Source organism: Boseongicola sp. (assembly GCA_014075275.1).
Taxonomy (GTDB): Bacteria; Pseudomonadota; Alphaproteobacteria; order Rhodobacterales; family Rhodobacteraceae.
Window position 1 is genome coordinate 3,303,975 of the sequence record CP046179.1, and the last position, 12,957, is coordinate 3,316,931.

At 52.6% G+C, this 12,957-nt stretch carries 9 protein-coding genes and 1 pseudogene; 2 read left to right on the forward strand and 8 right to left on the reverse strand.

Translation table 11 applies throughout. From position 1 onward, the window contains the following. Positions 1-11: 11 nt before the first annotated feature. The 6 genes from GKR98_16565 to GKR98_16590 all read right to left on the reverse strand — a co-directional run bounded on the left by GKR98_16565 (position 12) and on the right by GKR98_16590 (position 7,172). Positions 12-983: an agmatinase gene (locus GKR98_16565; protein QMU59650.1), complete on the reverse strand. Its 972-nt coding sequence runs from the start codon at positions 981-983 to the stop codon at positions 12-14. Next, the gene (locus GKR98_16570) at positions 980-1,963 is read right to left on the reverse strand and encodes an agmatinase (GenBank protein ID QMU59651.1); all 984 of its coding nucleotides are present in this window, start codon (positions 1,961-1,963) and stop codon (positions 980-982) included. Before GKR98_16570 ends, GKR98_16565 begins: the two co-directional genes overlap by 4 nt. A 52-nt stretch (positions 1,964-2,015) precedes the next feature. After that, complete coding sequence (locus GKR98_16575; GenBank protein QMU59652.1) at positions 2,016-3,605, reverse strand: ABC transporter permease subunit; 1,590 nt, start codon at positions 3,603-3,605, stop codon at positions 2,016-2,018. After that, positions 3,598-4,635 (reverse strand): betaine/proline/choline family ABC transporter ATP-binding protein, encoded by a 1,038-nt coding sequence (locus GKR98_16580; GenBank protein QMU59653.1) that lies wholly within the window; start codon positions 4,633-4,635, stop codon positions 3,598-3,600. The genes GKR98_16575 and GKR98_16580 overlap by 8 nt, the downstream gene beginning before the upstream one ends. A 64-nt stretch (positions 4,636-4,699) precedes the next feature. Beyond that, positions 4,700-5,650 carry an amino acid-binding protein gene (locus GKR98_16585; GenBank protein QMU59654.1) on the reverse strand — a complete coding sequence of 317 codons (951 nt, stop codon included), beginning with the start codon at positions 5,648-5,650 and terminating at the stop codon, positions 4,700-4,702. 328 nt (positions 5,651-5,978) lie between these two features. Continuing rightward, positions 5,979-7,172 carry an aminotransferase gene (locus GKR98_16590; GenBank protein ID QMU59655.1) on the reverse strand — a complete coding sequence of 398 codons (1,194 nt, stop codon included), beginning with the start codon at positions 7,170-7,172 and terminating at the stop codon, positions 5,979-5,981. 160 nt (positions 7,173-7,332) lie between these two features. Between GKR98_16590 and GKR98_16595 the strand changes: the two genes are divergently transcribed. Continuing rightward, positions 7,333-8,675, forward strand: a protein-coding gene (locus tag GKR98_16595) for an IS3 family transposase (GenBank protein ID QMU59656.1) whose coding sequence is annotated in 2 segments (ribosomal slippage) — positions 7,333-7,660 and positions 7,660-8,675 — 1,344 coding nt in all. Because the reading frame shifts where the segments join, the coding sequence is not laid out codon by codon here. A 30-nt stretch (positions 8,676-8,705) separates the two neighbouring features. Here the strand turns inward: GKR98_16595 and GKR98_16600 are convergent. Then, positions 8,706-10,253: pseudogene (locus GKR98_16600) on the reverse strand (FAD-dependent oxidoreductase). A gap of 180 nt (positions 10,254-10,433) precedes the next feature. On the opposite strand from GKR98_16600, the gene GKR98_16605 reads away from it, so the two are divergent. Beyond that, entirely contained in the window at positions 10,434-11,960 is a 1,527-nt protein-coding gene (locus GKR98_16605) for a trimethylamine methyltransferase (protein ID QMU59657.1), read from the forward strand. Positions 11,961-11,969: 9 nt separating this feature from the next. Here the strand turns inward: GKR98_16605 and GKR98_16610 are convergent, their stop codons facing one another. Beyond that, entirely contained in the window at positions 11,970-12,956 is a 987-nt protein-coding gene (locus GKR98_16610; GenBank protein QMU59658.1) for a LysR family transcriptional regulator, read from the reverse strand. Position 12,957 lies beyond the last annotated feature (1 nt).

Genomic DNA, 12,957 nt, shown 5'->3' on the forward strand with positions numbered 1-12,957 from the left:
AGAATCGATAGCTAGGTCTGACGTGCAACAATAGCCTCGGATAGAACGCACATAAGTTCAAACATCAGAGAAATTCCAAGCCAAGCTGTGCCGCCGCCCGGATCGAATGGCGGTGAGACTTCGACCAAATCCGCGCCGATGAGATTGAGGCCCCTCAGTTCGCGAATGACTTGTTGAGCCTGAAAGCTGTTCGGTCCGCCGATTTCGGGAGTGCCGGTTCCCGGCGCAAAAGTTGGATCGACGAAGTCGATATCGTAAGTGCAGTAAGTTGGCTCTTTACCGACAATCGCGCGCACCTCGGTCATGACATCTGCAACTCCCCGGTCGAAAAACTCTTCGATGCGGATAATACGGATGCCTTGCGCTTCGCCCCATTCGATGTCCTCGACATTGTAGGCTGTGCCGCGAATGCCGACTTGGACAAAGCGTTTTGGGTCAACCAGACCCTCCTCGACAGCACGTCGAAAAGGGGTTCCGTGCGTGAACTTTTGACCGCCGAAATAGCTGTCGAACAAGTCCGTATGACTGTCGAATTGGATGAGGCCGACGGGGCCGTCGCTCGCCAGACCGCGCAATACCGGAAGCGATACCAGATGGTCGCCGCCAGCTGTCATTGGAGTAATGCCGCGCGCAGAAAGATCGCGATAAAAGGACGTTATCCGCTGCATGCTATCCTGAATATCGACGGGGTTTGGCGGCACGTCACCCAGGTCGGCGCAATTGACCGTGGCGAAAGGGTTGATCCCATTTGCCGGGTTCATTGCACGGATCATTGTTGAGTAATCGCGAAGCTGGCGGGGCCCGTGACGCGGTCCGGGGCGGTTTGTTGTGCCGCTGTCCCAAGGGACGCCAACAATGCCCATTTGAACCTCTCGGTAACGCGGGTGATCTGAGGTCATCGATGGAAGGCGCATAAATGTTGGGACGCCAGCGAATCTTGGCAACTCCATTCCAGATACCGGCTGAAAGAAATCGTCGTTCATGGTGCAGCACCAACGTTTTCGGCCATCATCGAAATCATCTCGAACATGATTGCAGCGGCAGTCAATGCCGTTATTTGATTGGGCGAATCCTTTGTTGGCATCATGCAGACCACATCACCTCCGACAATGTTCATTCCGCGTACGGCATGCAGCAGCGCAACCGCCTCGTCGATATCAAATCCCTTTTCTCCAGCTTCGATATTCGAAACACCCGGAGCAATCGTTGGATCAAGGCAATCGAGATCGAATGTGATGTAAACGGGTCTGCCGGTCATGACCTCTTTGATTTGCGCCACGACGTCTTCGACGCCGCGGTTGCGGAAGTCCTTCATGGTGACGACGTTATAGCCGTAGTCATAAGATGGTTGCAGCCAATCCAGAGTGCGTGCGTGACCACGTAAACCGATCTGCATTGAATGGGTCGGATCAACATCACCTTGATCCGCAAGATAGGCACCCCAGTGCGCCGCAGATTTCTTGGCACCCAAGAAATGATCAACTTTGGTAAAGACATCTGTATGCGCGTCCAGATGCAGAAAACAAACCGGTTCACCCTTGGTTATCTTGCGGCGCCCCAAAGCCTGGACAATGCCTCCGGTGATCGAGTGGTCGCCACCAATTGAAACCGGACGCGCTCCAGCGCCGTCGATGTCAGTGTAAAACCGAGTGATCTGTTCAATGCAATGTTCGTTGTCGTTGGCGCGGGGAAAGGGGACGTCTCCAACATCGACGATCTTTGCAGCTTCCCATGGGTTTAGGCCGAAGCCGCCATGCATACGACGTGATACCGCCGAGACATTGCGCAAAGCTCGCGGCCCAAGGTGCTGGTCACGCTCGGTTGTTCCATTTCCCGTTGAATGCGGCACTCCAACTAGAGCGATATCTTTGCCTTCGGGGCCTTCGTTTGGGCAGCGAAACAGCGTTGGAATTCCCCACCAGTAGAGGTTCTCCATCATTGATTGCTGATAAGCGTCTGACATGCCGGATCCTATATGCGCCTGCGGAATACCGCAGGCGCCGGTTCATTAGAGATCAGATCTTTTCGTCTTCACGGCGAAACGCACCTTGAACGATCCGATCAAGGACCATGGCAACGAACAGAATTGCAAAACCGCCCAGAAGTCCTGGACCCTTGGCGGCATACTGCAACGCTTCAAGGATCTCTTTACCAAGCCCGCCACCACCGATGAGCGAGATGATCACAACCATCGACAGACACATCAGGATCGTTTGGTTCACACCCGCCATAATCGAGGGCAATGCCAGCGGAATTTCCACGTCCTTTAGAAGTTGCCAACGTGTGGCACCAAACGCGACCGCGGCCTCTTTAATGCTTTCTGGAACACCTCGCATTCCAAGGGCAGTTAATCGGATTACCGGCGGCATGCCAAAGATAATGGTTGCCAAGATACCCGGAGGGTTCCCAGTGCCAAAAAAAGCGATGATTGGAATGAGATAAACAAACGCAGGTAGGGTTTGCATCAAGTCCAGTACAGGTTCGGCGATCCTATAGGCGCGGCTAGATTTGCCGAACCAGATGCCAAACGGGATACCAATAACAACGCAAAGAAGCACGGCTGCTCCTACCAACGCGACTGTCTCCATCGCAATGGACCAATAGCCCAGAACCGCCAGATAGGCGAGCGAAGCGGTCGTGAATATGGCGACACGCGGGCCGGCGGCACGCCATGCCGTGACCACGATAACCAACATAACAACCGGCCATGGTGATCCATTTAGCGCCACTGTTAATGCATCCAAGACCGTGCGCACGCCGCCCACGATCCCGTCGAACACATCTCCACCAGCTCGGGCGGCAGCATCTATCTGCGCTTCCATCCAGCTTGCGATTGCCGAGAACAATGTTCCGCCTTCTGGACCTAAGAATAGTGACGAAACCCAGTCTTCAGGGAATTCATCCAAGAACGCCAAAGAGTTGGCGATTGTGAATTTATAAACAATGAGCGGCGCAATTGCTGCGGTCAGAACAATTCCCAGAACCAGATTTGCCTGCTTTCGACCACTTTCTGTCTTGCCGGAATTGATCCGCCAGCGAGAATATTGCTTCTCGTAGATGGAGTTTCCATAGAAGCCTTGGATGAGCTTCACTATTGCCAAAATCACCAATCCAGTAAGCAGAATACTGGAGGATTCCGCTTGGGCTGCATTTGCTTGTTCCAATGTATTTGATGCAGCTTTTTCAATGTTCTCTGCAAGTTTCGTAAAGCGATCGATGTCTGCCTGTTCACTTGCATCTGCAGCTCGTTGGCGCAGCTCTTCGGCCCGTGTTTGCTGGCGCTCGGCACGCTCAAAGAACGAAGCCCCGGGGTTTCCCCAGGCACCGCGCCCGATCTGAACCCAAGCAATGATTTCTAGGATCAAGAACGCCCAAAACATTCCCCAGATTGCTCGTGAAGCGGCCCATACGGGTCCGAGGACCGCCGCCCACAAGTTAAAGGTTTGCGGCAACGTTCCAGTGTTGTCGTGGATTTTGTGAAATGCCTCGGCATAATAGTCGCCGTTTTCCTCCGCAAACTCCTTGATGGACTTGTTCAGAGCTTCGCGATCAACTTCGATATCCGAGGCGGCCGTGACTTTCACTTCGGTTGCTGAATCAGTCATTCTTGCCTCCCTGGATACCGCGCAGAAGTGTTGGTTTGGTAACGACGCCGACTTCTGAGCCACCATCTGTTATGACAATTGGCTGATCAGCTCCCACCGACAAATCGATGAGCTGGTCGAGATCTGCGCCATGGTCCGCGCGGGGGGCACCGCCAAGGTCGCCTGAATAGCTCTCAAGCGGTTCCATGATCGAGTGTGCCTTGACCAGTTTGAGTTTAGAAATGCCCTGTACAAACTCGCGAACGTAGTCATCTGCAGGGTTCATAACGATTTCTTCTGGCGTTCCTATCTGGACGATCACACCGTCTTTCATGATTGCGATGCGATGACCGATGCGAATGGCTTCATCCAAGCCGTGCGTGATAAACAGTGTGGTTTTTTGAAGCTGGGCGACCAGCGCCTTGAACTGATCCTGCAGTTGTAATCGAATGAGCGGATCAAGTGCAGAAAAGGGTTCATCCATCAGCAGAATTTCGGGGTCAGAAGCGAGCGCGCGGGCAATGCCGACGCGCTGTTGCATGCCGCCTGAGAGTTCTTTGGGAAGCCTGTCTTCATATCCGGTCAGATCAACCAGACCGAGCGCGTGGTCCGATACGGCCCAACGCTTTGATTTTGAAATCTTTCTGATCTCCAAAGGGTAAGCCACGTTGTCACGAACCGACCGGTGCGGCATCAGTGCCATATGTTGAAAGACCATTCCAATTTGTTGGGCGCGAATACGTCGCAGTTCGCCATCGCTAATTGAGGATACATCTTGCCCAAGTATCTCGATTTTGCCCGCCGTAGGTTCAATCAAGCGATTGATATGGCGTACAAGCGTTGACTTGCCAGAGCCCGACAGGCCCATAATACAGAAAATTTCACCGCGAGGGACTTCGAAACTTGCCCCTTGAACACCAACAACACATTGATATTTAGCAAGGACTTCGGGCTTGCCGATCCCTTCGCCTTTAACGGCCGCCATGGCTTCTTCGGCTTTCTCACCAAAGATCTTCCAGACGTCAGTCAGCTTTACAACCGCTTCGCTCATTCTCTGTCCCCGCTTAGTTAGAAAAGGCCGCCGCGATTGTTCGCGGCGGCCTGCAATCGAGGGCTTAGTTAGTCAGCCAGTTGAGAACTGTATCCTCATTGGCGTCTACCCATTCTTTTGCGAAGTCTGCAGCTTCGCGGCCGTCAACAGCCAGAGCTTTGCCCATGGCACTAAGACTTTGTCCGTCCATCTGGAAATTAGCGAACAATGCAGCCACTTCGGGGTGCGATTCTTCCAGTTCTTTGGCGAAGTGCAAGTGCAACGTCGCACCGTTCCAAGCTGTCGACGCTTCAGATTTAGCCAACCAGTCCGGGTCGTCCGTTGGCTGAACAATTGTCCAAGTTGCAGGGTCGTGGGCCGGTTCTTCGATCACATGTAGATCTTGAGTTACGAAGATATAGTGCGGGCTGTAGCAGAAGCCGATCCACGCTTCGTTTGCAGTTGTCGCATTTGCCAGGTTGGCATAGGCGATTGTTTCTTCGTATTCTGTTAGCTCGAAGATTTGATCGTAACCATATGATTTGGCACGAATTTTTTCGACAACGGTCGAAGCCCAACCTGGTGCCCCGATCCAAACTTCGGGTGTACCGTTCCCGTCGCTATCGAAGACCGCCATTTTGTCCGGATCGCTTAGATCATCGATGGTTTTGATGTCGTATTGTTCGGCAATGTAGCTTGGAACGCACATTCCCTGTTCGGCTGAGACCGGGTTCTGGTTCATCACAACTGAACCGTTGTCTTTCACGTAAGTGTCGTGAAGATTTTGCTGGTTTGGCATCCAGACTTCTGGATGCGCATGCATTGAACCTTTGTCCATTGCTTCAAACACGATTGGGTTGGTGCCGTTTTGCAGTTCGACATCAAGTCCAAGGTTTTCTTCGATTACGATCTCAAGAACATGCGCAGTCGCATTGACCGATGCCCAATTCGGGACTCCGATCACAATGTCTGCCGCCATGGCTGGGGCAGACACTAATAGCGCCGTTCCCGAGACAATAGTTGTTAGTTTTTTCATCTTCCTCTCCTGGTAAATTGTTGGGCGAGTTTTCGCCTCGGTTTGTTTGGACGACCTGATTAGGTCAGTCTGGTTGTCGATATTGCGACCAATGAAGTCGCACCAGTCAAAACTGGGAGTACTCCATCATCTTCGCCCTACTTCAAGTCGCAAGCCTTTTCGGCCAGATTTGTGAGAATTCGGCACAAAATGCGCTACTTTTTTGCAATTTGGTAATCCGCGTTCACTACAGGGTCACTATAACGAATTTCCCAAAGACCCATAAGTCCAGTTGGCTGTGTTGGTTCTGTCCAATGGTAAGCAACAGGAGAATCACAAATCTTGTGGGTCAATACAATTCCATGGCGCATTCCACCAAAATCTTTCCTATGATGCGGCAATCTGCCCGCGAAAATGTCAACGGGATCCGCATGTCAAACAAGGTTGCAAGTATATCGTCCGACTTAGACAATCGTTGCGGCCTCACATACTGCCAGGAACTGTGATTTGAAGTGAAACCCTGCGGTTCCTCTTTGCCAAACCATTTGAGTTCGACACCGCGTGACGCAGTCAGCGCGAGAAACTCTTGGCATGCTGCTGCATCAAAATGCGAGATGCGAAACTGAATGGATGAGCCGACCATCTCTTCATTCGCTGGGCGGTCCGGCACATTGAAGATGTTCGATTTGCGAAGTTCGTTTTCAACGGCGCCATAGCGTGCGTTCCAACGGGTGATATTCTCTTCAATAGACTCAAGTTGCGGTATCAGCAGACTCGCACGCAAGTTGTCCATTCGAGCTGACAAATTGGGAGTTTCCAATCGGATATCTGTAAAAAAATGTGCGGGTGGAGCTGCGCCATGCCGTTCATAGAGCATATAGCTTCCAGAATAAATTATTGCGCGCGCCATGAATTCCGGATCGTCCGAAGTCAGAAGCCCACCTTCACCAGAGTTAATGTGCTTATAAGTTTGAGCCGAAAAGCAACCGGCTAACCCGAAATTACCGGACCGGATCCCATTCCAACGTGCACCCATTGTGTGCGCACAGTCTTCTATGACGCTTATATTTGCCGACTTAGTAATTTCAATCAACGCATCCATATCGCAAAGGTGCCCCCGCATGTGCGAAAGAAGGAGATAACGAGCACCCGAACGCGTGATTTTTCCCGCCAAGTCCATTAGGTCAAGACGAAGATTGGAGTCTGTTTCCACGAAGATCGGAGTGGCACCCAGCGCTGCAATGGCTCCGGGAACTGGTGCTAAAGTGAAGGCATTGGTGAGAACGTTGTCGTCAGCCTTAACTCCCGCAGCACGCATCGCAATCTGAATGGCTTGACCACCGGATGCGGTCGCAAGACAATATTCCACCCCTTGCCACGCTGCGTAGGCAGCTTCCAACTGCATAGTTGGCGAAGCCTCACCCGGTGCCGTGTTGTAGCGATGAAGGCGTCCCGACTGCATGACATCAACAGCGGCGTTGATTGCAGTTTCAGGAATGGCTTCCTGTTGAGTAAAGTTGCCATCGAAGATTAGTTTGGTCATGGTCTCGCTCTATTCATGCTTCTCAGCTTCAACTTCGCATCCGTTCGAATTCTGGATCATAAGGGCAGGGCGGGTGTCTGAAGTCAGCGCCTATGGGTCCAAATAGCGTTATTTGATAAGAGAGAGTTGTTGGCTCATCGTAACCACTGAGGAGTGGATGATGAGAAAGACAACCAAAAGCCCCGGCGAGAAGATCGTCAAAGAGATCAAGCGCGCGACGCGCAAACAGTATTCGTCAGAAGAGAAGATCCGGATCGTGCTGGATGGCTTGCGTGGCGAAGACAGCATTGCTGAGTTGTGCCGTCGTGAGGGAATATCTCAAGGTATCTACTACAAATGGTCCAAGGACTTCATGGAAGCTGGCAAACGGCGGCTTGCTGGAGATACGGCGCGTGCGGCTACGACCGACGAAGTCAAGGACCTGCGCCGCGAAGCCCGAGACCTGAAGGAGGTCGTTGCCGAGCAAACACTGGAACTGCGTCTTCTCAAAAAAAGCATGACCGGCGGTGGGGGCGACCAAGAATGAGGTATGCTGCATCTGAGAAGTTGGAGATCATCCGGCTTGTTGAGGGGTCGCATTTGTCTGCTCGTCGAACATTGGCAAAGCTGGGCATCCCCCGCACCACATTTTACCGTTGGTATGATCGGTATCGGCAGCGCGGCGACGCTGGCCTTGTGGATCAAGCGCCTAAGCCCAGACATGTCTGGAACCGCATCCCCGACGAAGTCCGGCGCAAGGTCGTCAAGCTGGCGCTGCAGGAGACGGAGCTGTCGCCGCGCGAACTGGCAGTGACGTTCACGGATCGGGAGCGCTACTTCGTCTCGGAATCTTCAGTCTATCGGGCCCTGAAGGCCCACGATCTGATCACCAGCCCGGCCTTTATCGTGCTCAAGGCGGCAAACGAGTTCAAAGACAAGACCACTGCGATCAACCAGCTTTGGCAAACCGACTTCACCTATCTCAAAGTGCTTGGCTGGGGCTGGTTCTATCTCAGCACAATCCTGGACGACTACAGCCGCTACATCATCTCGTGGAAACTCTGCACGAACATGCGGGCAGAGGACGTGACGGACACCCTGGATTTGGCGCTACAAGCATCAGGGTGCGATCAGGTTCACGTCATCCACAAACCCCGCCTCCTCAGCGGCAACGGGTCCAGTTACGTCTCTGGCGATCTGGCTGAATGGCTGCAGGACAAAGGCATGAAGCATTCTCGGGGCGCACCATATCATCCCCAGACACAGGGCAAGATCGAGAGGTGGCATCAAACCCTGAAGAACCGCATCCTATTGGAGAACTACTTCCTTCCGGGAGACCTCGAAACCCAGATCGAAGCCTTCGTCGATCACTACAATCACAAGCGCTACCACGAGAGCCTGAACAACGTCACACCCGCCGACGTCTACTTCGGGCGTGACAAAGCCATTCTAAGACAACGGGAAAGGATCAAACGAAAGACGCTCGAAGCGCGGCGCTTGCATCACAGACAGCGCGCCGCATAATAACATCAACCAGACGAGCCAAACTCTTTACTTGTTTAAGCAACTCTTGGTTCCCAAAACCCTGACGACGGACACCAAAAAGCTGTGACGGTCGCGCCCTGTTATCTCGATCCGGTTGAATCCATTGACTTCGCAAAGACCGACGTTTTTTACGACGTTGCTTATTTCGTCGCCAACCACCTGGAATGTCTCGTCGAAATCAAACCCCAGCTTAGTTCGAAATTCTGGTTGCGGCTTCACATACTCGACGCGCTCCCACCCGTTGACCGTTGTAAATTCACACCCCTCCGCCGCCAGAACGGGTGTCAAAGGCGTTGTCCTGGCTGGGCGTCCCGCAGGACGATGTTCGTGCGGAAAATGGAACCTGAATTCGTTTTGATAATCTTCAATTGCTTTTAAAGCAGTCAATTCTACATTTGCGTGGCCTGTAAATCGGCGCGGGTCCAATGACCAAGTGTCAAAGCAGGCATCGCCATGCACGATCTGCTGCGCCAATAGCCAACCTTGCCCACCGTCTTCGCCAATGCCTGCTCGCAAGCCGATTATACAGAAAGCATTTCGTTTTCGGGGTATCGGTCCAACAAGGGGGGCACCGTCGATGGTGTAAGTAATTGGACCATTTACGACAGTTCGAATGCCTGTTTCGGCTAAAGCAGGCATCCGTTCGAAGGCACCCTCCAGAACACCCATGACGCGGTCCAGGTCATCCGGACACAGGGCGTTTGTGAAATTAGGATCTATGCCGTCCATGCCCCAGGTCTTGCAGTCTTGCTCATAGAATCCGACCAAAAGACCATTCTTCTCCTGCCGAGCGTAGTAGTCGCTGATCGGGCAGCGAAGCAGTGGCATCCGGTGGTTCGCTTCCACTATGTCAGGAATATCTTCGGTCAGAAAATACTGATGTTCCATCGAGACCACGGGGTGATGAACACCCATCATGGCGCCGACTTCGTTCACCCGATAGCCGCAGGCGTTAACAACGATGTCACAGTCAATGTCGCCCTGGTCCGTGTGAACTGTCCAGGTATCGTCGTCTTTTTGCGTCAGTCCGGTGACCGGTGTGTTGCGGTACACTTTGGCGCCAGCGTTGCGCGCACGGCGCGCCAATGCCTGGCATAGCTGAGCGGGATCAATATCACCGTCCAAAGGATCCCAAAGGCCGCCGACTAAATTTTCTGTAGAAATCAACGGGTGCCGTTTGGCACATTCTTCTGCATCGATGACCTCAAAGTGCACATCCATTCCACGCGCCATCGACGCAAAATGACGATATCCCTGCATTTGTTCTTGAGTGTTCGCCAGCCGAATACCACCGTCTGCGTGGTGATAGTTTATGGGGTATTCAGGGTCTTCAGACAGTTCTTTATAGAGTTTGATCGAGTGCGACTTAAGGCCGACCATCGTCTGGTTCATGCCGAAATTTGTGACTTGAGCTGCCGAGTGCCATGTGGTGCCGCTGGTCAACTCGTCCCTTTCGAGCAGGACGACGTCTGTCCATCCCTCTTGGGTAAGATGATAGAGCGTCGAACACCCAGCAATTCCACCGCCGATCACCACTACTTTTGTGCGGGATTTCATGGCCAATTCGCTCCAGTCGATTTTTTCCCATTCGCAACGATACGAGCAAAAGCAGCAATCGAATTTAAACTAATGCGAAAAATTGAAAATTAGAAATCGATTATATCAGAATAACTTCTTTGAAGTTGTGATGCCTCAACGGTCTCGGCTTCTGTCGGCATATCACATTTGGTGAATGGAATGACTGTGCCACTGGAGCCAACGAAACGTGGTGGAAGAAGCGGGCGGCTGGCAAGGCGCGCAGCCGGGCCGCCGGTTGATCCATGCCCGCCTGGGCAACCGGGCGGCTACTATCGACCGCTGACCGAGTCCGAAGTCCACCAAATATATGACACCGCGCTCGACCTTCTTGAAAAACTGGGGATGGGCGAAGTGCCCAATCGACTAAGGGGCGACCTAATCGCCGCGGGAGCGTCCGAAAACTCTGAAAATGGCCGCATTTGTTTCTCGCCGGCATTGGTGGAACAGGCCATTGACCAAGCTGCCAAGACGTTTGTTCTGCACGGAAGGGATGACGCGAGGTCGATCGAAATTGGCGGTAATCGCGTTTATTTCGGCACGGGTGGTGCCGCCGTTCAGACGCTCGATCTGGAAACTGGAATTTACCGCCCTTCAACGCTGATTGACCTCCATGATTTCACCCGTTTGCAAGACACTCTGGCAAATGTCAGTTGGTTCACGCGTTGTTGCGTTGCGACCGATGTCCCGGACACTTTCGATCTGGATATGAACACCGCGTATGCGCTGGTTCGAAACACCACAAAACCTACGGCAACATCGTTCACGCTTGCCCAGAATATTCAGCCCATTATTCAAATGCTCGACATTGCGGCGGGCGGCGAGGGTAATTTTTCTCGGCGACCATTCATGAAGGCCCACATCAGTCCTGTGATTTCACCCATGCGATATGGGGACGATGCAGTGGATGTGGTCTATGAGTGCATTGCTCACAACGTACCGATTTCTTGCATTACCGCAGCGCAGGCCGGTGCAACCGCCCCGGCCACTCTCGCAGGGTTTCTGGCGCAGTCTTTGGCTGAAACCCTGGCAAGTCTGGTTATGGTTCACGCTATTCAACCCGGCTTTCCGATGGTGTTTTCGAACTGGCCTTTAGTGATCGACTTGCGCACCGGGGCGTTTTCGGGCGGCAGCGGGGAAACGGCGCTTTTGAATGCCGCATCAGCTCAGATTTCGAATTGGCTGGGTTTGCCGTCGGGCGTTGCCTGTTCCATGTCCGATGCCAAAGCGATCGACGCTCAGTATGGTGTTGAAAAAGGTATCACTTCGTTAGCTGCCGCGCTTGCAGGTGGAAATCTGATTTACGAGAGTTCTGGCATGACCGCGTCGTTACTCGGAGCGAGCTTTGAGGCATTTGTTCTCGATGATGAAATGCACTCGCACAGCTACCGGATGCTTCGTGGCGTGGAAGTGACGGAAGAAAACCTGGGTTTTGATGCCATTTGTGATGCAGTTTTAGGAGATGGTCATTTCCTTGGCGGACAACACACTTACGCTGCAATGGAACGCGACTATTTCTACCCAAATCTTGCAGATAGATCTGAACCGCGAACCTGGGCGGCCAACGGAGCAGCGGACGCTTGGGGGGTTGCGAAAAGCAAAGCACAAAGTATCCTCAACACCCATCGACCAGAATATTTAAGTGTTGCGGACGATTTGAAAATTCGCAATAGATTCAATATTTTGTAGACCAATATCTCATTGAAGCAGGCGAAAGCGTGACGCAAGCCACGGTGCCTGTGCGCAAAGAGGATTGATGATTTGCCCGGCTACAAGCGAGCGCATTTTGTCATCGAAGATATCCAACACACTGCGTGAACAATCGGGTGTTGTTGCAATGGCCAATGTGCGCCCAAATTCTTTGGCCGGAAATGGCTGCATGGAAAGTTGCGACTGAAAGCGCTTGGCACGTGAAAACAGTAGGGGAGTCGTTATTGTCCATCCGGCACCTGCGGCCACCATCGCCATCAGAGTTTGATTGCTGCTGCATTCAAACCGATTTTGCGCTGAGATTCCGACGCGCCTTAGTTGCCCCTCAATCTGCCTGGCTATCATCAGGTTGGACGAAAACCTCAAAAATGGAATTGAGGAGTTTCCATTTAGGATGTCGTCCGTTTTTTCTTCACTCGTTCGAGGCAGGACAGCGACGAACGGGTCGTGGAGCAACGGACGATCATGCAGATCCCGAAGACGCTCAGGCGGACTGCTTGTGACACCCAGGTCGATTTGCCGGTCACGCAGCAGCTCGATGATATTCTGGCTGGTGTCGGTAATGTAGGTGAAGTCGCATTTTGGCATTCTGGACGACAGGAACACAGCCAGATCTGGAATGATATCGCTGTCAAAATCTTCTATTGTTCCGATCCGCAAGTAGCTTGCCTCAGCAATGTTTCCGGCACTTGCTTCGGCTTTTGCCTTGCGGATTGAGTGTAGCGCGCTGTCGATGTTTCGAAGAAAAACCCGGCCTTTTGGTGTTAGCACGAGGGGACGTCTCGCATGATTAAAAAGGTCAACGCCCAGGCTTTCTTCCAGTACCCGCAAATGGTGAGAAACAGTACTTATTGACAGGCCCGCTTCATCGGCAGTCGCCTGAAGCGAACCTTTCTCAGCGCAAATCTGGAATAACTCCAGGCTTTTGAGGCTGAAATCTTTTCGATTTGAGTGGCTGGGCAATGTGCACTCCATT